The following is a 21,695-nucleotide window of genomic DNA, read 5'->3' on the forward strand; positions in this document are numbered from 1 at the left end:
TGCGGCGCGGGGCGGGCAGCGCGGAGATCGCCCCGGAGCGGAGGCCGTGCGGGCGCCCCGTCCGGCGGCACACGCCGTGAGCCGTTCGCGCGCCGTGGCTGCGGAGCGCGGCCCGCCGTTAACGTCGGGGGTGACGGAGAGACGCACCCCGTGGTGCGTCCCGTCGGATCCGTACGTCCCCTGTAAAGGTGGAATGCGTGAAGGCCATTCGTCGATTCACCGTGCGTCCCGTTCTCCCCGATCCCCTTCAACCGCTCAGCGACCTCGCCCGCAATCTGCGCTGGTCCTGGCACACCGAGACCCGTGAGCTCTTCCGGGCCGTCGACCCCCAGGCGCGGCGGTCGGCGGAGTGCGACCCCGTCCGGCTGCTCGGTGCGGTGTCCGCCGGCCGACTCGCCGAGCTGGCCCGGGACCAGCAGTTCCTGCACCGGCTGACCGAGGTCTCCGCCGACCTCCGGGACTACCTGGACGGGCCCAGGTGGTACCAGGAACAGCTGGCCCGGGGGGCCGGGCTGCCGGCCGCCGTCGCCTACTTCTCACCCGAGTTCGGCGTGACCGCCGCGCTGCCCCAGTACTCCGGCGGCCTCGGCATCCTCGCCGGCGACCATCTGAAGGCCGCCAGCGATCTGGGCGTACCCCTGATCGGGGTCGGCCTGCTCTACCGGCACGGCTACTTCCGCCAGAGCCTGTCCCGCGACGGCTGGCAGCAGGAGCACTATCCCGTACTCGATCCGAACGAGCTCCCGCTCACCCTGATGCGCGAGGCCGACGGCACCCCCAGCCGGGTGGTGCTCACGCTTCCCGGCGGTCGTTCGCTGCACGCCCACATCTGGCAGGCCCAGGTGGGGCGCGTACCGCTGCTGATGCTCGACTCCGGCGTGGAGGAGAACGCGCCGGGCGAACGCGAGGTGACCGACCGGCTGTACGGCGGTGGCAGCGAGCACCGGCTGCTCCAGGAGATGCTCCTCGGCATCGGCGGCGTACGGGCCGTGCGGACGTACTGTCGCCTCACGGGGCATCCCGCGCCGGAGGTGTTCCACACCAACGAGGGGCACGCCGGTTTCCTCGGACTCGAACGCATCCGTGAACTCTCCGACACCGGACTGGACTTCGATTCCGCGGTGGAGTCGGTGCGGGCCGGCACGGTCTTCACCACCCACACACCCGTGCCCGCCGGGATCGACCGGTTCGACCGCGAGCTGGTCGCCCGGCACTTCGGGGACGACGGCGAGCTCCCGGGAGTGGGTGTCGAACGCATCCTGCAACTGGGCATGGAGACCTACCCGGGCGGCGCACCCGAGCTCTTCAACATGGCGGTGATGGGGCTGCGGCTCGCCCAGCGGGCCAACGGGGTCTCGACCCTCCACGGCTCGGTCAGCCGGGAGATGTTCGCCGGGCTGTGGCCGGGCTTCGACGCGGCGGAGGTGCCGATCACCTCGGTGACCAACGGCGTCCACGCGCCCACCTGGGTCGCATCCGAGATCCTCCGGCTGCGCAACCGGTACGGCGGCACCCCTGGACGCTGGGACTCCGCCGCCGAGATCCCGGACCGGGAGATCTGGGACCTGCGGCGGCACCTGCGCGGACAACTGGTCGCCGAGGTGCGCGAGCGGCTGCACGCCTCCTGGCGCACCCGGGGCGCGGAACCGGCCGAACTCGGCTGGATCGACGGCGTGCTGGACCCGGACGTGCTGACGATCGGCTTCGCCCGGCGGGTGCCCTCGTACAAGCGGCTGACGCTGATGCTGCGCGACCGCGACCGGCTGCGGGAACTGCTGCTCCACCCGGACCGCCCGGTCCAGATCGTCGTCGCCGGCAAGGCCCACCCCGCCGACGACAGCGGAAAGCGGCTGGTCCAGGAGCTGGTGCGGTTCTCCGACGATCCCCGGGTGCGCCATCGCATCGTGTTCCTGCCGGACTACGGGATGGCCATGGCGCAGAAGCTCTACCCGGGCTGCGACGTCTGGCTCAACAACCCGCTGCGGCCTCTGGAGGCCTGTGGTACGAGCGGCATGAAGGCCGCGCTCAACGGCTGCCTCAACCTCTCGGTCCTGGACGGCTGGTGGGACGAGTGGTTCGAGCCGGACTTCGGATGGGCGATCCCCACGGCCGACGGTCTGGCCCTGGACGAGGACCGCCGTGACGACCTGGAGGCGGGCGCCCTCTACGAGTTGATCGAGGACCGGGTCGCTCCGCGCTTCTACGACCGGGGTGGTGACGGGCTCCCCCAGCGCTGGATCGAGATGGTCCGCCGCACGGTGGGCGTCCTCGGGCCCAAGGTCCTGGCGGGGCGCATGGTGTCCGAGTACGTGGAGCGGCTCTACGCGCCGGCCGCGCGCGCCCAGCGGGCGATGGATCCCGGCACCGCGCGGCAGCTCGCCGACTGGAAGGCCAGGGTCCGCGCTGCGTGGCCGCGGGTCGCCGTCGACCACGTGGAGGCCGTGGCGCCCGACGCCGTGGGCGGCTCGGCCGAGCTGGGCTCGGCGCTGGTGGTGCGGGTCAGGATCGCCCTCGGGGTACTGGAGCCGGACGACGTGGAGGTGCAGGCGGTGGCCGGCCGGGTGGACGCGGCCGACGGGATCTCGGACGCCCAGATGTTTCCGCTGAAGCCCGCCGGAGGACAGGACCTGGAGGGACGCTGGCTGTACGAGGGACCGCTGGCCCTCGACCGCACCGGGCCGTACGGCTACACGGTGCGGGTGCTCCCCACGCATCCGCTCCTGGCGACCGGTGCGGAACTCGGCCTGGTGGCGCTGCCCGCGGAGACGATGGGGGACGGCGCGGGCCTGCTGATGCGCTGACGCGGCCGCTTCGGGGCCCGGCACCCCCGTGGTGCCGGGCTCCTTCGTTCCTCGAACGCCGCGCCTCGACGTGCTCCGTCTCCCACGTCGCCGGGGCCGGCCGGATCCGGGGCCAGGGCCTCTGCCCAGGGGCCGCCGACCGACCGCGGCACGCACCGGGGCCGCACGCCACGTACCGACTCGGTGCCGCGGTTCCCGGTCGTTGTGCGGGGGAACCCCGAGGGACACGCCCGGGAGACCCCGACCCACGCGAACACCCCCGAGCGACCGGCGCCCGCCGCGCACAGGGAAACGCCCGGGAGGAGCGAGAGCTCCTCCCGGGCGGTCGTCGCCGGATCAGGCCCGGCTCCGGGTTCAGAAGGTCAGCTTGAAGCTGTTGATGGTGCCGGTGTCGCCCGAGTAGACGTCCTGGACCTTCAGCTTCCAGGTGCCGTTCGCCGCCACAGCCGAGGCGTTGACCGTGTAGGTGGTCTTGACGTCGGCCGCCGAGTCGGAGATCGAGGAGTTCTTCAGCCGGTAGGTCGTCCCGTTCGGGGCGACGAGGTCGATGACCAGGTCACCGCGCCAGCTGTGGGTGATGTCCACGCCGACCTTGAGGGCGCTGGGCGCGTTGCCCGTCCGGCCGGTGACGTTGACCGAGCTGGTGATGGCGGCGCCGCGGTCCGGGATGGCGACCGGGGTGCTGTTCTCGAAGACGGTGCCCGACGGGTCGGGGTCGGTGCCGCCGCCGGAGCGCGCACCGACGTTGATGCCGGCCCAGGCGTCGGCGACCGCCTTGTACTCGGCGCTGGTCGTGCCGTACAGCTCACCGGCCACGGCGAGGGTGCCGGTGCGGGCCGCCGCGTAGTTCGTGGTGGAGGTGAACTTGGTGGTGAGCGCCTTGAACCAGATCAGCGCGGCCTTGTCACGGCCGATGCCGGTCACCGGCAGACCGTCGGAGGTCGGCGAGTCGTAGTTGACGCCGTTGATGGTCTTGGCGCCGCTGCCCTCGGAGAGCAGGTAGAAGAAGTGGTTCGCCGGCCCCGAGGAGTAGTGGACGTCGACGTTGCCGATGCCCGAGTACCAGGCGTCCTTGGACGCGCCGTCCTTGCTCGGCTTGTCCATGTAGCGCAGCGGGCTGCCGTCGCCGTTGATGTCGATCTTCTCACCGATGAGGTAGTCGCCCTTGTCGGTGGAGTTGTTGGCGTAGAACTCGACCGCGGTGGCCATGATGTCGCTGGTCGCCTCGTTGAGGCCACCGGACTCACCGCTGTACACCAGGCCCGCGGTGGCGGCGGTGACGCCGTGCGTCATCTCGTGCGCGGCCACGTCGAGGGCGGTCAGCGGGTTCGCGTTGCCGCTGCCGTCGCCGTACGTCATGCAGAAGCAGCTGTCCTGCCAGAAGGCGTTGACGTAGTTGTTGCCGTAGTGGACGCGGGAGTACGCGCCGACGCCGTCGCCCCGGATGCCGGAGCGGCCGTGGACGTTCTTGTAGTAGTCCCAGGTCTCCGCGGCGCCGTAGTGGGCGTCCGCGGCGGCCGTCTCGGCGTTCTGCGGGGTGCCGTCGCCCCAGACGTCCGTGGACTTGGAGAACAGCGTCCCGGTGCCGGAGGTGCCGTGGTTCAGGTTGTACGTCTTGTGGTTGCCGCGGCCGGTGTCGGTCAGCGTGTACGACGGCGCGGTGCCGAGGGTGACCTGGCCGCTGTACTCGGTGTTGCCGACGCCGTTCTCGACCCCCTGCCACTCGTACAGCTTCGCGCCGGAGGTCGCGTCCGTGATGACGTGCAGCTCGTTGGGGGTGCCGTCCTCCTGGAGACCGCCGACGACGGTCTCGTAGGCGAGCTGCGGCTTGCCCTGGGCCAGCCAGACCACCTTGCGGGGCGCCCGGTCGGCCTCGGTCCGCTTGGAGCCGTCGGCCCTGGCGAGCCCGAGAGCCTGCTTCTCCGCCGCGGCGGGGGCGACGTCGGCCTTCGTGTCCACGGCCTTCAGCGTGTTGCTGCTGACGCTGGACGCCTTGGTGACGCTCTCGGTCGTGCCGGCCTTGGACTCCTCGACGACCAGGTCGCCACCGAGCACCGGGAGTCCGGCGAGGGTGCGCTCGTAACGCGTGTGCGTGGTGCCGTCGTTGTCCTGGACGACGTCCCGGACGACGAGCTTCTCCTGCGAGCCGAGACCGAGCTCCTTGGCCGTGGCCGCCTTGGTCGCGTCGGCCTCACGGATCAGCTCGGCACGCTGGGACGGGGTGAGCTGCTTGGCCAGGGCACCGTGCTTGGCGCCGGCGGTCGTCGCCGCCGCGGTGGTGGTGCCGGGGGTGGCGGTGGCCGTACCGGTCTGGACGCCGACGGCGAGGAGGGCTGCTGCGGCTATCAGAGCGCCGGTCGCGGTGGCACGACGGCTGGGCGTGGATCTCACGCGGACTCCTTCTGCGAGGGGGGTACCGGCGGCAGGGCGTGCCGTCCGGGGGAGAGCGAGAAGTGCGCAGAACGGGGTGAAGAGTGTCAGCCGAAGGACGGTTCTGTCAGGACCGCGTCAACAAGTTGGCCGGAAGTCGTTCGTTGCCGTAAAGGTCATGTTCGTTAAGCGGACGTTTCGCCGAGCATCACCGCGATGCCGTCCAGGGTCCGCCGCAGCCCGAATTCGAAGAGTGAGTCCAGGTCGAGGTCGAACTCATCATGTTCGAACAGGGAGTTGAGGAACGGGTACTCGCCGCTGGCCGAGATGGCATCGAACTGTGGCTCATTTCTTTCCATCCATTCCGTGTCGGACAGCCCGGTGTCCTGTCGCGCCTGCGCCTCCATGTCGGCGGCCATGGCCAGTCCCTGGACGTGGGCGAACACCGTGAGATGGATGTGCAGCATGGTGTGCGACGGGAGGCCGGTGCCCGTGAGGGCGCGCAGCACCCACTCCGTGTACCGCATGGCGTGCGGGGACGCGGTGGGCCGGGTGAAGGAAGCCATGGCCTGTGCCATCCACGGATGGCGCCCGTACACCGAGCGCAGCCACCGGGCGGCGAGTTCCAGCCCCGGCCGCCAGTCACGGGGCGCGGCGCCCAGCGGTCGTTCCGCGAAGACCTCGTCGGACATCAGCCGGACCAGCTCGGTCTTGCCCGGCACATGGCGGTACAGCGCCATGGTGGAGGTGGACAGCGTGGTCGCGACCCGGCGCATGGACACCGCGGGCAGCCCCTCGGCGTCGGCCAGTTCGATGGCGGTGCGCACGATGCGCTCACGGCTCAGGGCGGGGCCGGCCCCCGCACCGGCGCCCCCCGGAGCGGGGCGCTCGGCGACGACCGTGCCGACCCCCGGCACCGCTCGTACGAGTCCTTCGTGGCGCAGCACCGACAGCGCCTTGGTGGCGGTCGCCATGGCGACACCCCACTCCCGGACGATCGCACGGGTGGACGGCACCCGCTCGCCCGGGGCGAATTCATCGGAGACGATCCGGCGACGGAGCTCACCGGCGATCCTGAGATAGGGCGGTTCGGTCTGCACGGGCGCACTGTACTAGTGCGCCAGAACCGGCGTACACCCCATCAACTCCGGTGATCCGAGGGCCGGTACGAGAACAGCGGCAGGTGTACTACGGCGGTGTTTGCGGTGTACGCGGCGAGGCTGCTGTGCTCCCGGCATGACCTCAGGACCAGACATCCCGACAGCACCCGTGTCCGCCCCGGACCCCGACGCGCCCGAGCCCGCGGCACCGCGCGCCGGACGCCGTGAATGGATCGCGCTCGGCGTGCTGATGCTGCCGCTGCTCTTCGTGTCGATGGATGTCTCCATCCTCTTCTACGCCCTGCCGGCCATCGGCGCGGACCTCGAACCCGGCTCCACCCAGCAACTGTGGATCCTCGACATGTACGGCTTCGTCCTCGCCGGGCTGCTCATCACCATGGGGGCACTCGGGGACCGTATCGGCCGCCGGACCGTACTGATCACCGGCACGGTGCTCTTCGCCGCGGCCTCGGTCGCCGCCGCCTACGCCCAGTCCCCGGGACAGCTGATCGCCGCGCGGGCGCTCCTCGGCGTGGGCGGCGCCTGTCTGATGCCGTCCACCCTCGCCCTCGTCCGCAACCTCTTCCACGACCAGCGACAGCGCTCCGGGGCGGTCGCCCTGTGGACGACCGTGATGGCCACCGGTATCTCCTTCGGACCGGTCGTCAGCGGCGCGCTCCTCGAACACTTCTGGTGGGGTGCCGTCTTCCTCGTCAACCTGCCCGCGATGGCACTGCTGCTCGTCCTCGCACCGCTGCTGCTGCCGGAGTCCAAGGCACCGAGCAGAGGCAGGTTCGACATCCTGGGCGCGGTGCTCTCGCTCGCCTCGCTGCTGCCGCTGATCCATGGCATCAAGGAGCTGGCCAAGCACGGGTACCGGCCCCTGCCGGTCCTCGGCGTCACCGTCGGCCTCGCCCTGGGCCTCGTCTTCCTCCGCCGGCAGGCCCGCCTCGCCCACCCGATGGTCGACCTCGCGCTCCTGCGCCGACGCACCTTCGGGGGCTCGGCCCTCGTCAATCTGCTGGCCATGGGGGCGACCGTCGGATTCGCCGCGTTCTTCTCCCAGTACGTGCAGTCCGTCCTGGGCAAGAGCCCCTTCGAGGCGGCGCTGTGGAGCCTCGTGCCCTCCCTCGGCGTCGTGGTGGCCGCCCCGCTGGGCGGGGCGCTCGCCCGGCGGTTCGACCGCGGGTACGTCATGGGCGGCGGGTTCCTCGTCTCCGCCGCGGGCTTCCTCTCGCTCACCCGGATCGGGACGGACACGCCGCTGTGGACGACACTCGCCGGGTCGGCCGTCTACGCGGGCGGGCTGGTCGCCGCGATGACGCTCGCCAACGAACTCGCCCTCGGTGCAGCGCCGCCCGAGCGGGCGGGCTCCGCCGCCGCCGTCCTCGAATCGGGTCAGGAACTCGGCGGTGCCCTGGGGATGGCGCTGCTCGGGTCGGTGGGCGCCGCCGTCTACGGCCGGGACATGCACGGCGCCGCGCCCGCCGTACCCGAAGCCGCGCGGGAGACGCTGTCCGGCGCGGTCGCGGTGGCCCGGCAGCTTCCGCACCAGCTCCGGGACACGCTCCTGCCCACCGCGTTCCGGGCCTTCACCCACAGCATGAACACGGCCGCGGCGGGTGCCGCCCTCGCGATGGCCGGTGCCGCCGTGCTCTCCATCGCCCTGCTCCGCGGCACGGAGTCCGCCCCGGCCGGTGAGGCAGGCGGCTCATCCGTCGAGGAGAGGCACCGACGGCGGTGAAGCACCGTCGCCCCGGGGCGGGGCCGGGTGCGTCAGCGGGTGGTGAGCACCATCCGGAAGCGGGCGGCGCCGGACATCATCTTCCGGTACGCCTCGTCGACCGCGTCCAGCGGCACGGTCTCGGTCATCGGGCGGATTCCGTGCAGGGCACTGAACGCCAGGGTGTCCTGCACGTCCTGCGCGGTACCCGACGCGTGGCCCCGGACGGTCTTGCCGCTCATGATCAGCTGGGCCGGGCTGATCGCCAGCGGTTCGGGGTCCACGCCGATCACCACCAGCTCACCACGCGGGGAGAGCCCCTCCACGGTCGCCGAGATCGCCTCGGAGTTGGCCGCGGTGGCCAGGACCGCCTTGGCGCCGCCGAGGGCCTGCAGCGCGTCCGCGACGGAGGTGTCCGCCGTGCTGTCGACGTAGTGGTGCGCGCCGAGCTCCTTGGCGAAGTCGGCCTTGGCGGCTCCGCGCGCGATGGCCACGGTCTCGAAGCCCATCGCGGCCGCGAACTGCACCCCCAGGTGGCCGAGCCCGCCGATGCCCAGCACGGCGACCAGGTCACCCGGCCGGGCGGAGCTGCGCCGCAGCCCGTCGTACGTGGTCACCCCCGCGCAGGCCATGGGGGCCGCATCGGCCGCCGCCAGCGCGTCGGGGATCCGGGCCAGGGCGTCCACCGGCGCGACCACCGTTTCGGCATAGCCCCCGTCGTACGCCCACCCGGGCACCTTCAGGTACCGGCACACGACGAAGTCGCCCTGCCTGCAGGGCGTGCAGTGGCCGCAGCTGCCGCCGAACCAGCCCACCGCCACCCGGTCGCCCACCTGCCAGGCGTCCTCCGCTCCCGCGCCGAGTTCCTCGATCCGCCCGGCGATCTCATGCCCGGGGACCACCGGAAACCGCACCCCGGGGAGCCCGCCGTCCACGAAAAGGGCGTCGCTGTGACAGACTCCGCAGGCCTCCACGGCCACCCGTACGTGGCCGGGTCCGGGCTGCGGCACCTCGCGTTCGACGATCTCGAACGGACCACCGGCGGTGGCGACCTGCGCGGTTCGGTAGACGCTCATCTGGAATCTCTCCGGGTCATGGGCGGACGCCCCCCAAAACCAGCAGACCAGCTCCGGCACGGTCACGCGCGCCGAGTGGTGCAGGCGAGGGGGACCACCCGGCGCACGTGCCGAAGTCCTCGCGGGGCCCCGTCTTCGGTGGCACCGGCTCCCGCGGAGACGTCGGAATCCGCGGGAGCGCTGCTCGCAGCGGCTGCGCGTGGGTGAACTGCCTCGGCGCGCGGCTTCAAAAGGCCACGGCCGGCAGTCGGCGGGGGGCTCGTGCCGGGGCCCTGCGACCCGTCATTCGGGTCGAATCTCGCGGAGTCGGTTGATCCGATCCCGTCGTCGTCCATGAGCGGGCCGGCGGGCGGCAGGAGCCGTCGATCGGCCGGGGCCGGTACGGATCTTCTTCGAAGCCGGCGAGTGCCGCATCGGACGCACGTTCAGGCGCGTCAGCCGGCGAACCCCGGCACCACCAGAGCGGACTCGTACGCGATCACCACCGCGTGGGTCCGGTTCTGTGCGCCGAGCTTGGTCAGCACGTTTCCGACGTGGGTCTTCACCGTCTCCAGGCTCACCGTGAGCGACTCCGCGATCTCCGGGTTGGACAGGCCGGTGGCCATCAATCGCAGCACCTCCTCCTCCCGCCCCGTCAGCGCCGCCTTCGGCAACGCCTCGGCGGAGCCCAGCGGGCGGGCGGCGACCATCCGGCGCAGTGCCGCCGGGAAGAGGATCGCCTCTCCCGCCGCCACCACCCGCACCGCTTCCGCGATCTGCCGGACCGGAAGCCGTTTGAGCACGAACCCACTGGCCCCCGCACCGAGCGCGGCGGTGACGTAGCCGTCGTTCTCGAAGGTGGTGATCACCACGACCTTCGGCGGTTCGGCCGACTCGGCAAGGAGGTGCCGGGTGGCCTCGATGCCGTTGCGTCGCGGCATCCGCACATCCATCAGAACCACGTCCGGCCGCAGCCGCCGCGCCTGCTCGACCGCCTCGACGCCGTCGGCGGCCTCCCCGACCACCGCGATTCCCGGCTGTGCCGCGAGCAACGTGCGCAGACCGCTGCGGGTCACCTCGTCGTCGTCCGCGATCAGCAGTGTGACGGGGGTGCCGGTAGGGCTGGTGGTGGCGGGGCCGGGGCCGGTCGTGACGGCTGGGCTCGCGTCGGGGCCGGTCGTGACGGCTTCGCTCGCGTCAGAGCCGATCATGCCGACAACCGTACCGGCAGCCGGACCGCCAGCCGCCAATGCTGCGGCCCGTCCGGGCCGGCCTCGATCTCGCCGTGCAGCAGCCGCACGCGCTCGGCCAGCCCGGGCAGGCCGTGCCCGGATGTCGGGAAGGCACCCCGGCCGGTACCTCTGCCCGTCCCCGCCCCGGTCCGGTTGACCACGCCGAGCTCCAGTCCGCTTGGCGAGGCCGTCACACGGACCTCGATCGGACCGTCCGCCCCGTGCCGCAACGCGTTCGTCAGCCCCTCCTGAAGGATCCGGTACGCGGCCCGGGAGAGCGTCCCCTGGACCTGCGCCAGCTCGCCCGACAGCTCCGGCTCGACCGCCGCGCCCGCGTGCCGCAACCGGTCCAGCAGCTCGGGCAGGTCGGCCAGGGTCCGGGGCGGCGCCGTCTCCGCCTTCTCCTCGCGCAGCACGCCCAGCACGTAGTCCAGGTCCTCCAGCGCGGCCCGGGCCGACTCCTCGATGCTGCGCAGGGCGGCCCGCGCCGCCACCGGGTCGGCGGAGAGCACCTCGCCCGCCACCGCCGCCTGGATGGTGGCCGCCGTCAGCGTGTGCCCGATCGAATCGTGCAACTCGTGGGCCAGCCGGTTGCGTTCGGCCAGCCGAAGCTCCCGCTCGGCCGCCAGCGCGAGCTGTTCGGCGGACGACGGCCCCAACAGCCTCGGCGCCAACCACCGCAGGGCGTTCGTCACCACCACGCACACAGCCGCCGCCAGCAGCACGCAGCCGAGCGCCACCGCCCAACTGCCCCAGCCACTCGCCACGCGGACCGACCGGCCGAACAGACTCAGCCCCGCCTCGGCGCGGAACCAACCCACCGGGAGGGTCAGGCCCGCGAGGATCAGCACACCGCTCAGCAACGCCCCCGTCCACCCCAGTGCCACATGCAGCAGCAACCAGACCGGAGTCCGCCAGCGGTCGGCGCGCAACGGCAGGGCGGGGGCCGGCGCGACCACGGCCTGCCCGGTGCGGGGTGAGTTCGCGGACCGACCCGCGGCCACCGGATCCGGCAACGGCACCCCCAGCAGTCGACGGGCGCACGCGATCAGCACCCGCCGCGTGGTGCGGGCCAGACCGACGACGCCGATCAGCGCTGCCCAGACCAGCAGGGCCAGGACGATCCGCACTCCCTCCGGAGCGGATCCCCACGCCAGCACCGGCAGCAGTGCGAAAGGCAGCAGCGGAATGCTCGCCAACGCGCCGCAACAGGAGAACAGCGCACCCGCATACGTGGAGCCGCGCAGCAGCGGCCGGATTCCTCTGATCACAATCGGCCAGTATGACCGGACAAGGTGCCGGTGGCCTCCCCCGATCGAGGGAGCACATTCCCCCGCCTTGCAGCGATGTGCACCCGAGACCCCGCAGGCCAGGATCGTGTCCTGCCCAGTCGACGGGAGGACGGATGATGAACACGCAAGGGACAGAGACATTGCCGGATCACACGGTGTCGGCCGAGGCCGCGTCGACCCGGACGGCGTCGACGCCGACTCGGGCGACACCGACCGGGGCCTCCGGGGCGGACCCCGGTTCCCCGTATCCGCAAGGCCCCGGCTACGGCATGCGGCCTCCGGTCGGCAGGAACGGCCTGGCCGTGGCCGCCATGGTGCTCGGCATCATCGGCCTGATCACCTCGATCGTCGTCGTCGGCGGCCTGCTCGGCGTCATCGGTCTGATCCTGGGCATCGCCGCCCTGATGAAGGCCGGGCGGACCGGTGTCGGCCGGGGCATGTCCATCACCGGCGCGGTGACGTCGTTCATCGCGATCGTGGCGTCCGTCCTGGCCGCCGTTCTCATGGCCTGGTACGCCGACAACACGCAGAAGTGCTACCAGCCGGAGAGCTTCCACCAGTACAGGCAGTGCGTTCACCAGCAGCTCACCGACTGACCGGCGGTCGGCGGCAATGCCGGCAATGTCCCGGCCTCGGCGCACCCGAGTCCCTGGCGATGGAATCGCTGCCCTCCCGCGCACACGAGGGAGGAAGGGCCAATCACCTCTCCCCAGCAAGGACGAGCAACACTGTGCGAAACAGACGAACAGCATCTCTTCTGGCTGTCGGTGCCGCGACGGCTCTCATTTCGGCGCTCACCCCCGCAATGGCCTCTTCCGCGTCCCGGACCACAGCGGCCAAGGACCCTCTGCGGCAGTACACGCAGCAGAATCCGCGATGGCAGCGCTGCGACGCGGAGAACCCCGCCACCTATCAGTGCGCGACTCTCAAGGTGCCGCTGGACTACAGCGATCCCGATGGAAAGAGGATCGGCATCGCGATATCCCGCCTGAAGGCAAGCAGCGCAGAGGAACGACGCGGCGTTCTGCTGCTCAACCCCGGCGGCCCCGGCGGGCCGGGCCTGGACATGCCTGTCGACCCGGAACTGAACCTCCCCGGGAAGGTGAAGAGACAGTACGACCTCATCGGGTTCGACCCGAGGGGCGTCGGGCAGAGCGCTCCCGTCGGCTGCGGTCTGACCGACGACGAAAGGAACGACGAGCGCTCGTACGGGGCCGAGACATTCGCCAAGGACGTCGAGTGGGCACGCACGGTGGCCGACAAGTGCCGGGCCCAGGCGGGTGACGCCCTGCGGCACCTCACCACGCGCAACACCGCTCGCGACATGGACGTCATCCGCGCCGTGCTGGGAGAGAGGAAGATCTCCTACCTGGGGTACTCCTACGGCACCTACCTCGGCGCCGTCTACACACAGATGTTCCCCCGGCGCACCGATCGGTTCGTGTTGGACAGTGCAACCGACCCCGCGTGGGTCTGGCGGGGCATGTTCCGAAGGATGGCGGAGGGGGCCGAGCCCGCCTTCACGAGATGGAGCGAATGGACTGCCGAACGACACCCCACGTACAACCTGGGCCATACCCCGGCCGAGGTCCGCAAGACCTTCTGGAAGCTGATCGCCCGGGCCGACGACAAGCCCATCGACTCCGACGGGACGGCCCTCACCGGTGACGACATCCGCTCCGAGCTGCGCGCCGAGTTCGTCCGCGTTCAAAGAGCCGCGGAAAGGGTCGTCGAACTGAAGAGGGCGGCCGAGGGCAGGACGTCGGCTCCGTCCGGCACGCCCGAGCGGGTCCAGGGCCCCGTCCCACCGGCGTTCGCCCGTGACGTTCCCCAGGACAATGACGCCGCGAGTGCCTGGTCCGTCCTGTGCGCCGACACCCGTACGTGGCCGCGCGATCCCGAGCAGTACCGCCGCGACGCGATCCGCGACAAGGCCCGGTATCCGCTGTACGGCGACTTCGCGTCCAACATCAAGCCGTGTGCCTTCTGGAAGCAGGGCGGCGAGCCCGCGACAACGGTGAACAACAAGGTCGACGCACTGATCCTGCAGAACCAGTGGGACCCTCAAACGCCCCTGGCCGGCGCCCGGGCCATGCACCGGGCCCTGCGCGGCTCCCGGATGGTCACTGTCGCCGGAGGGGAGGGACACGGCGTCTACGGCACCGACTCCTGCGCGGACAGGAGCGCCACGGCCTATCTGACCACGGGCAGGCTCCCGGCCGAGGACCTGACCTGCCGAGCACCGTCCGGGCAGCAGGAGTGAGCCCGCCCGCTTCTCGGCCCGACGTCCATCGACCGAGGCTGCGGTAAGGGCACTTCACGTGCCGGCCCATCCGCGTACCGGATCGACGCCGTCGAGCTCCTGTGCGTACGACGGGCGCCGCCCGCGCTCCGTGCCGTGCTGAGACGGTACGGAGGGCGGACGGCACACACGCACAGAAGATCGGAACGGATCCGACGGAGACCGTCGCTGAACGCAGCCATGGGCGACGGGGTCACGGCTCCTGGAGCCCTCTCCGTCACACCAGACTCTCCCGCCACGCCCGGTGCAGCCCGGCGAATCGGCCGGTACCGCCGATGAGTTCGGCCGGGGCACCGTCCTCCACGATGCGCCCGTGCTCCATCACCAGGACCCGGTCCGCGATCTCCACCGTCGAGAGGCGGTGGGCGATCACCACCGCGGTCCGGCCGTGCAGCACCGTGTCCATGGCCCGCTGCACCGCGCGTTCGCCGGGGATGTCCAGGGAACTCGTCGCCTCGTCGAGGATCAGTACCGAGGGGTTCGCCAGCAGGGCCCGTGCGAACGCGACCAGTTGGCGCTGACCGGCCGAGATCCGGCCGCCCCGCTTGCGTACGTCCGTGTCGTACCCCTCGGGCAGACCGGCGATGAAGTCGTGCGCGCCGATCGCCTTGGCGGCCTGCTCGATCTCCTCGCGGGTCGCGTCCGGGCTGCCGAGCGCGATGTTCTCGGCGACCGTCCCGGAGAACAGGAACGCCTCCTGGGTCACCATGACCACACCCCGACGCAGCTCGGGCACGGCCAGGTCCCGCAGGTCGGTGCCGTCCAGCAGCACCCGGCCGTCGGTCGGGTCGTAGAAGCGGGCCAGCAGCTTGGCGAGCGTCGACTTGCCCGCGCCCGTCGAACCGACCACGGCCACGGTCTGGCCGGCCGGCACCGTCAGGTCGAAGCGCGGCAGCACCTCGCCGCCCGTGCGGTAGGCGAAACGCACCGAGTCGAAGACGACCTCGCGGCCCGGGTGCTCACCCGCGAGCGCGGGCAGCTCACGCGGCTTTGACGGCTCGGGGACCGAGGGGGCCTGGGCCAGCAGGCCCGCGATCTTCTCCAGCGAGGCCGCCGCCGACTGGTAGGAGTTGAGGAACATGCCGAGCCGGTCGATCGGGTCGTACAGCCGGCGCAGGTAGAGGACGGCCGCGGCCAGCACACCGAGCGCCAGGGTGCCCGACGCCACGCGGTACGCGCCCCACAGCACGATCCCGGCGACCGCCGTGTTCGCGACCAGCCGGGAGCCGACGACATAGCGCGCCATCTCCAGCAGCGCGCTGCCGTTCGTCCACGCGTGTGCGCTGTTGAGGTCCTGGAAGTGCCGGTCGTTGATCCGCTCGCGGCGGAAGGCCTGGACGGGACGGATGCCGTTCATCGACTCGGCGAACTTCACGATGACCGCGGCGATCGCCGTCGACCGCGCCGCGTAGAGCACTCCGGCCCGCTGCTGGTAGAGCCGCACCAGCAGGTACAGGGGAACGAAGGAGAGCACCGCGACCGCGCCCAGCCCGAAGTCCAGCCAGAGCAGCATCAGCGAGATGGAGACGAACGACAGGATGACGCCGATCAGCTCCTGCAGACCTTCGCTGAGCAGTTCCCGCAGCGACTCCACGTCCGTGGTGGAGCGGGAGATCAGCCGGCCCGAGGTGTAGCGCTCATGGAAGTCCACGCTCAGCGCCTGTGCGTGGCGGAAGATCCGCCCGCGCAGATCGAGCAGCACGTCCTGGTTGACCCGGGCGGAGGCCAGGATGAACGCGTACTGCATGCCGCCCGCAGCCACCGAGCACAGGGCGTATCCCACGGCCACCGCGATCAGCGGCCCGTAGTCCTTGTCCCGGAAGGCGGGCACGCCGCTGTCGATGGCGTACGCGACGAGCAGCGGGCCCGCCTGCACCGCCGCCTGCTGGACCAGCAGCAACAGGGCGGACACCATCACCCGGCCCCGGTGCGGCCGGAGCAACGACATCAGCAGTGCGCGGGTCGCGCCACGGGGCGTGGGCAGATCGTCCCGGTCGAACCGGTCCCCGGCGCCGTCGGAGGGGGACGCGCCCCCGGGCGTCTTCTGCGCATCGCGCCGGCCGGCGGGCCCGGTCGTCGTCGTACTGGTCATCGGGTGCGGCCCTTCTCGGCGGGGACGTCCGGCACGAGGCGGTCCTCGGCGGACGGGTCGGGGAAGGCGTCCTCGGCGAGGGCATCCTCCTGTGCGCTTGTGGCGCCCGCCATCAGCCAGGCGTACTCCGCGCTGTCGCGCAGCAGTTCCTGATGGGTGCCGACAGCGGTGATCCGTCCCTCCGACAGCAGCGCCACCCGGTCCGCGAGCATCACGGTGGAAGGACGGTGCGCGACGACGATCGCCGTCGTCTCCTCGAGCACCTGCCGCAGGGCGGCCTCCACCAGTGCCTCCGTGTGGACGTCCAGGGCGGAGAGCGGATCGTCGAGCACCAGGAAGCGTGGCCGGCCGACCACGGCGCGGGCCAGCGCGAGCCGCTGCCGCTGACCGCCGGAGAGACTGAGCCCCTGCTCGCCGACCTGGGTGCCGATGCCCTCGGGCAGGTCATGGACGAAGTCGGCCTGGGCGACCGCGAGTGCGCGCCGCAGCTCTTCCTCCCCGGCGCCCTCGGCGCCCATCAGCACGTTCTCCCCGACGGTCGCCGAGAAGAGCGTCGGCTCCTCGAACGCCACGGACACCAGCTCGCGCAACTCCTCCCGCGGCATGGTGGTGATGTCCCTGCCGTCCAGGGTGATCCGTCCCGCGGTGGCCTCGTGCAGCCGGGGGACGAGGGCGGTGAGCGTCGTCTTCCCGGAACCCGTGGCTCCGACCAGGGCCATGGTCTCGCCGGGGCGGATGCGCAGATCGATCCTGGACAGGACGGGTTCGGAACCGGCCTGCGCGTCGGGGTAGCGGAACTCCACGCCCTCGAAGACCATCTCGCCGTGGACCGGTGTGTTCTTCGGAGCCGGGCCGTCGGCGGTGGGCGTGTCGTCCTCCTCGGCCACGTCCATCACCTCGAAGAACCGCTCGGTCGCCGTCGCCGACTCCTGGCTCATCGCCAGCAGGAAGCCGATCGACTCGATCGGCCACCGCAGCGCGAGTGCCGTGGACAGGAAGGCGACCAGGGTGCCGGCCGAGAGCCCGCCGTCCGCGACCTGGACCGTGCCGAGGACCAGCGCCGCCCCGATGGCCAGCTCCGGGATCGTGGTGATGACGGCCCAGATGCCCGCGAGGAGACGCGCCTTGTCCAGCTCCGTGCTCCGCAGCCGCTGCGAGAGGGCCCGGAACGCGAGGGCCTGGCTGCGGTGCCGTCCGAAGCCCTTGATGATGCGGATGCCGAGCACGCTCTCCTCGACGACCGTCGTCAGATCGCCGACCTGGTCCTGCGCCTTGCGTGCCACGCGCGAGTACTTCGTCTCGAAGGCCGAGCAGACGATCACCAGCGGCACCACCGGGGCGAGCAGCACCAGCCCCAGCGTCCACTGCTGCATCAGCAGAATGATGAAACCGGCCAGGATCGTCGTGCCGTTGACCAGCAGGAACGTCAGTGGAAAGGCCAGGAACATGCGCAGCAGCATGAGGTCCGTGGTGCCGCGCGACAGCAACTGCCCCGACGGCCAGCGATCGTGGAACGCCACCGGCAGCCGCTGCAGGTGCCGGTACAGGTCGGCCCGCATCGCCGCCTCGACCCCTGCCAGCGGCCGGGCCACCAGCCACCGCCGTATCCCGAAGAGCACGGCCTCGGCGATGCCCAGCAGCAAGAGGTACAGCGCGCCCAGCCAGACACCCCCCGGATCACGGTCCGCCACCGGGCCGTCGACGATCCACTTCAGTACGAGAGGGATCACCAGGCCGATGCACGAGGCGACTATCGCGACCAGCGCGGCGCCGAACATGCGGTTACGCACCGGCTTCACATAGGGCCACAGTCGCAACAGTGAGCGTACGGTGGACCGTTCCTTGGGCTCTGCATCTTTTTCGGGCATCACAGGCGAGACTACGGTTCACCACTGACATCGCTCATGTGGTTTTTCGGCCGTCCGGCGGTTCCGGGCGGCGGACCGGATCCCGTGGGACCCGCAGGTCGTACCCCGTATCAACCGATCGGCCGATGTCCGTTCGAGCGCGATGGACGATGGTGCGCCGATGCCCGCGACACGATGCTCGTGGGCATGGCAATCATCGAAGTGAGCGGGGTGCGGAAGGCCTACGCCGGGCGCCCCGTGGTGGACGGAGTGAGCTTCGCCGTCGACGAGGGGGAGATCTTCGGGATCCTCGGACCCAACGGCGCGGGCAAGACCACCACCGTCGAGTGCGTCGAGGGGCTGCGGGTTCCCGACGCCGGAACGGTCCGCGTCGCCGGTCTCGACCCGGTCGCCGACCACGACCGGGTGACCCGGCTGCTCGGCGCCCAGCTCCAGGAGAGCGAGCTGCAGGCCAAGATCACCGTGGCCGAGGCGCTGGAGCTGTACAGCGCCTTCTACCCGGACCCCGCCGACTGGCGCGCGCTGGCCGAACGGCTCGGTCTGCACACCAAGTACGGCACCAGGTTCGCCAAACTGTCCGGCGGCCAGAAGCAGCGGCTGTCCATCGCGCTCGCCCTGGTCGGCAACCCGAAGGTCGTGGTCCTCGACGAGCTGACCACGGGTCTGGACCCGCGGGCCCGGCGGGACACCTGGAAGCTGATCGAGGACGTACGCGACAGCGGTGTGACGGTCCTTCTGGTCACCCACTTCATGGAAGAGGCCACGCGGCTCTGCGACCGCGTCGCAGTGATCGACAAGGGCAAGGTCGTCGCACTCGACACCCCGTCCGGCCTGATCGACCGGGCCGGCAGCGCCACCGCCATCTCGTTCACCCCCTCACAGCCGCTCGACGACACCGAGCTCGCCCTGCTCCCCGGGGCGGTATCCGTCGAGCAGAAGGACGGCCGGGTCGTCATTCAGGGCACCGACGAAACGGTCAACGCCGTGATCTCGCTGCTGGCCCGCCACCGCATCACCGCACACCGACTCCGTGTCTCCGAGGCGACGCTGGACGACGCCTTCCTCGACCTCACAGAACAGGCGGCCTGAGATGACCACGGCGAACCCGGCCACGGCGACGGCCACGCCGACCCCATGGGCGGCGGTCCTCAGGTCCGAGACGCGGCTCTTCCTGCGCGAGCCCGCCGCCCTGTTCTGGATCCTCGTCTTCCCCACCGCGCTGATGACGATCCTCGGCCTGATCCCGTCCTTCCGGAACCCCGACGACGCGCTCGGTGGCCGCCGTGTCATCGATCTGTACGTACCGGTGGCGGTGCTGCTCGCCATGATCATGGCGGGACTGCAGGCCATGCCGCCCGTCCTGACGGGCTACCGCGAGCGCGGGATCCTGCGCCGGATGTCGACCACTCCGGTGCCGCCGTCCGCCCTGCTCACCGCACAGATCGCCCTGCACGGCGCCGCGGCCCTCGGCTCCAGCGCGCTGGTGCTGGCCGTCGGCCGGATCGCCTTCGGCGTCGCACTGCCCGGACAGCCCCTCGGCTACGTCCTGGCACTGCTCCTGTCGACGGCGAGCGTCCTCGTCCTCGGCGCACTGCTCTGCGCGCTCTCCCGCACCACCAAGGCCTCCGCCGCGATCAGTTCGGTCGTCAACCTCGTGATGATGTTCAGCGCCGGGGTATGGATCCCGGTGCAGTCCATGCCCGACACGCTCCGGCGCATCGTGGAGGTCACCCCGTTCGGCGCGGCCTCCCAGGCGCTGGACCGGGCGGCGTCCGGTGGCTGGCCCGGGTGGGCGCAACTCGGTGTCATGGCGCTGTGGGCGGCCGTGGCGACCGGGCTCGCGACCCGTCTGTTCCGGTGGGAGTGAGCGTTCATGGGGGAGAATCCCCCCATGAACGCGGGGGACACGGCACAGCCGGGCGCGACCGGGGCGACGACGGCCGCGCAGTGGTGGGAACGGTTCTTCCGGTACGGGCCGTACGGGCTGCTCGGCCTGGGCAGCACGGTCTCGGCCGTGACCGCCGGCCTCATCATGTCCCGCGCGCAGGTGCACGTCACCGTGGCGCTGGTCCCGGTGGCGATCGTCCTCCAGCTCTGGTGGGGGCGGGTCCGGCCGGGTGTCCCCCCGCAGTCGGGGGCGGCGCAGTTCTACTTCGTCGCCCGGACGCTGCTCGCCGCCGTACTGACCTCGTGCAACCCGTTCTTCTCCATGTTCGCGGTGCTCGGCTACTTCGACGCCGGCCGGCTGCTCCCGCGGCGGGCCATGCGCGCCGGGCTGCTGGCCACCGCCGTCATCATGGCGGGCTCGCAGTCCGGCAGCGGCCTCCCGCCGGCCGACCTCATGAACTGGGTCGCCTTCGGTGTCCTCCTCGCCCTGCACGCAACCCTCACCATGGTGTTCGCCCAGATCGGCGACCGGGAGGCCGAGCAGACCCGCGCCCAGACCGACACCATCGCCGAACTGGAGTCCGCCAACGCCCGCCTCGAACGCGCCCTTGCGGAGAACGCGGGCCTGCACGCCCAACTCCTCGTCCAGGCACGCGAGGCGGGCGTCGCCGACGAGCGGCGCAGGCTCGCCGCCGAGATCCACGACACGCTCGCACAGGGGCTGACCGGCATCATCGCCCAGCTCCAGGTGGTGACATCGGTCGCCGACACCGACCCGGCGCTGGCCCGGCAGCACCTCGACCGCGCCGCCGCGCTCGCCCGGCACAGCCTGGGCGAGGCGCGCCGCTCGGTACACGATCTGGTCCCCGCCGCCCTGGAGCACGACGACCTGCCGGGCGCGCTGAAGAAGACGGTGACCGGCTGGGGGGAACGCCATGGGATCCGGGCCGAGTTCACCGTCACCGGGACCGTCGAGCCGGTCCACGACGAGATAGCCGCCACCCTGCTCCGCATCGCCGAGGAGGCCCTCGCCAACGCCGGCCGCCACGCCGATGCCTCGCGGGTCGGGATCACTCTGTCGTTCATGGACGACGAACTCGCCCTGGACGTACGGGACGACGGACGCGGCTTCGACCCGGCCGCCCTGCCGCCGTACAGCGGAGCGGGGGGTTTCGGGCTCGGCGGCATGCGGGCCCGCGCCGAACGCGTCGCGGGCATCGTCGAGGTGGAGACGGAGCCGGGTCGCGGCACGGCGGTCTGCGCCCGGGTGCCACTGGTTCAGGACAGCCGGTGACCAGTACGGTTGGCCTGTCATGGCTGAGGAACCCGCACGCGTCATCACGCTCGTCGTCGTCGACGACCACCCCGTCGTACGGGACGGTCTGCGCGGCATGTTCGATTCGGCTCCGGGGTTCCGGGTACTCGGGGAGGCGTCGAACGGGGTGGAGGGTGTCGATCTCGTGGCCCGGCTCGACCCCGATGTCGTCCTGATGGACCTGCGGATGCCGGGCGGTGGCGGAGTGGCCGCCATCGCCGAACTGACCCGGCGCGGCGACCGGTCCAAGGTGCTCGTCCTCACCACGTACGACACCGACTCCGACACTCTGCCCGCGATCGAGGCCGGTGCCACCGGCTATCTGCTCAAGGACGCCCCGCGCGACGAGTTGTTCAACGCCGTGCGGGCCGCCGCCGACGGCCGTACCGTCCTCTCGCCCGCCGTCGCCTCCCGCCTCGTCTCACGGGTGCGCACGCCGGCGGCCCCGGGCAACGAAGCGCTGTCGGGCCGTGAGCGCGAGGTGCTGGCACTCGTCGCGAAGGGCACCTCGAACCGCGCGATAGCCGCCGAGCTGTTCATCAGCGAGGCCACGGTGAAGACCCATCTCACCCACATCTTCGCCAAGCTGGGCGCCAAGGACCGGGCCGCCGCCGTCGCGATCGGCTACGACCGCGGCATCCTCGGCTGACGCACGCGC

15 protein-coding genes are annotated in these 21,695 nt (G+C 71.5%); 8 read left to right on the forward strand and 7 right to left on the reverse strand.

What is annotated here, in order from left to right; genetic code table 11:
* Window positions 1-197: 197 nt before the first annotated feature.
* A complete protein-coding gene (gene glgP / locus ACIRP2_RS12990) occupies window positions 198-2,801 on the forward strand; it encodes an alpha-glucan family phosphorylase (RefSeq protein ID WP_404249303.1) in 2,604 nt (867 codons plus the stop codon).
* A 354-nt stretch (window positions 2,802-3,155) separates the two neighbouring features.
* Here the strand turns inward: glgP and ACIRP2_RS12995 are convergent, their stop codons facing one another.
* Window positions 3,156-5,192, reverse strand: coding sequence for a M4 family metallopeptidase (locus ACIRP2_RS12995; RefSeq protein ID WP_404249305.1), 2,037 nt, complete (start codon window positions 5,190-5,192; stop codon window positions 3,156-3,158).
* A 164-nt stretch (window positions 5,193-5,356) separates the two neighbouring features.
* Window positions 5,357-6,271 (reverse strand): TetR/AcrR family transcriptional regulator C-terminal domain-containing protein, encoded by a 915-nt coding sequence (locus ACIRP2_RS13000; RefSeq protein ID WP_404249307.1) that lies wholly within the window; start codon window positions 6,269-6,271, stop codon window positions 5,357-5,359.
* A 136-nt stretch (window positions 6,272-6,407) separates the two neighbouring features.
* Between ACIRP2_RS13000 and ACIRP2_RS13005 the strand changes: the two genes are divergently transcribed.
* Entirely contained in the window at window positions 6,408-8,015 is a 1,608-nt protein-coding gene (locus tag ACIRP2_RS13005; protein WP_404249309.1) for an MFS transporter, read from the forward strand.
* Window positions 8,016-8,047: 32 nt separating this feature from the next.
* On the opposite strand, the gene ACIRP2_RS13010 is transcribed toward ACIRP2_RS13005, so the two are convergent.
* From ACIRP2_RS13010 to ACIRP2_RS13020, 3 genes are all read right to left on the reverse strand, one after another.
* Complete coding sequence (locus ACIRP2_RS13010) at window positions 8,048-9,070, reverse strand: alcohol dehydrogenase (RefSeq protein WP_404249311.1); 1,023 nt, start codon at window positions 9,068-9,070, stop codon at window positions 8,048-8,050.
* Between the two features lie 434 nt (window positions 9,071-9,504).
* Window positions 9,505-10,260 (reverse strand): response regulator, encoded by a 756-nt coding sequence (locus ACIRP2_RS13015; RefSeq protein WP_404249313.1) that lies wholly within the window; start codon window positions 10,258-10,260, stop codon window positions 9,505-9,507.
* Window positions 10,257-11,552, reverse strand: a complete 1,296-nt coding sequence (locus tag ACIRP2_RS13020; RefSeq protein WP_404249315.1) for a sensor histidine kinase — start codon at window positions 11,550-11,552, stop codon at window positions 10,257-10,259. The genes ACIRP2_RS13015 and ACIRP2_RS13020 overlap by 4 nt, the downstream gene beginning before the upstream one ends.
* Before the next feature lie 290 nt (window positions 11,553-11,842).
* Between ACIRP2_RS13020 and ACIRP2_RS13025 the strand changes: the two genes are divergently transcribed.
* Window positions 11,843-12,169, forward strand: coding sequence for a DUF4190 domain-containing protein (locus ACIRP2_RS13025; RefSeq protein ID WP_404249317.1), 327 nt, complete (start codon window positions 11,843-11,845; stop codon window positions 12,167-12,169).
* A gap of 134 nt (window positions 12,170-12,303) precedes the next feature.
* Entirely contained in the window at window positions 12,304-13,836 is a 1,533-nt protein-coding gene (locus tag ACIRP2_RS13030; protein ID WP_404249319.1) for an alpha/beta hydrolase, read from the forward strand.
* Window positions 13,837-14,092: 256 nt separating this feature from the next.
* Here ACIRP2_RS13030 and ACIRP2_RS13035 read toward each other — a convergent pair whose 3' ends face one another.
* Together ACIRP2_RS13035 and ACIRP2_RS13040 are read right to left on the reverse strand one after the other, a co-directional pair.
* Window positions 14,093-15,967 (reverse strand): ABC transporter ATP-binding protein, encoded by a 1,875-nt coding sequence (locus tag ACIRP2_RS13035; RefSeq protein ID WP_404249321.1) that lies wholly within the window; start codon window positions 15,965-15,967, stop codon window positions 14,093-14,095.
* Entirely contained in the window at window positions 15,964-17,835 is a 1,872-nt protein-coding gene (locus ACIRP2_RS13040) for an ABC transporter ATP-binding protein (RefSeq protein ID WP_404249323.1), read from the reverse strand. Before ACIRP2_RS13040 ends, ACIRP2_RS13035 begins: the two co-directional genes overlap by 4 nt.
* A gap of 186 nt (window positions 17,836-18,021) precedes the next feature.
* Here ACIRP2_RS13040 and ACIRP2_RS13045 point away from each other — a divergent pair, with 186 nt between their 5' ends.
* The 4 genes from ACIRP2_RS13045 to ACIRP2_RS13060 are packed head-to-tail and all read left to right on the forward strand — an operon-like array spanning window position 18,022 to window position 21,686.
* Complete coding sequence (locus ACIRP2_RS13045; protein ID WP_404249325.1) at window positions 18,022-18,924, forward strand: ATP-binding cassette domain-containing protein; 903 nt, start codon at window positions 18,022-18,024, stop codon at window positions 18,922-18,924.
* Window position 18,925: 1 nt separating this feature from the next.
* Window positions 18,926-19,702, forward strand: a complete 777-nt coding sequence (locus tag ACIRP2_RS13050; RefSeq protein WP_404249327.1) for an ABC transporter permease — start codon at window positions 18,926-18,928, stop codon at window positions 19,700-19,702.
* A 24-nt stretch (window positions 19,703-19,726) separates the two neighbouring features.
* Window positions 19,727-21,016 (forward strand): sensor histidine kinase, encoded by a 1,290-nt coding sequence (locus ACIRP2_RS13055; protein WP_404249329.1) that lies wholly within the window; start codon window positions 19,727-19,729, stop codon window positions 21,014-21,016.
* Between the two features lie 19 nt (window positions 21,017-21,035).
* The gene (locus tag ACIRP2_RS13060) at window positions 21,036-21,686 is read left to right on the forward strand and encodes a response regulator (protein ID WP_404249331.1); all 651 of its coding nucleotides are present in this window, start codon (window positions 21,036-21,038) and stop codon (window positions 21,684-21,686) included.
* Window positions 21,687-21,695 lie beyond the last annotated feature (9 nt).

The organism is Streptomyces sp. NPDC101194 (genome assembly GCF_044767885.1).
Lineage (GTDB): Bacteria > Actinomycetota > Actinomycetes > Streptomycetales > Streptomycetaceae > Streptomyces.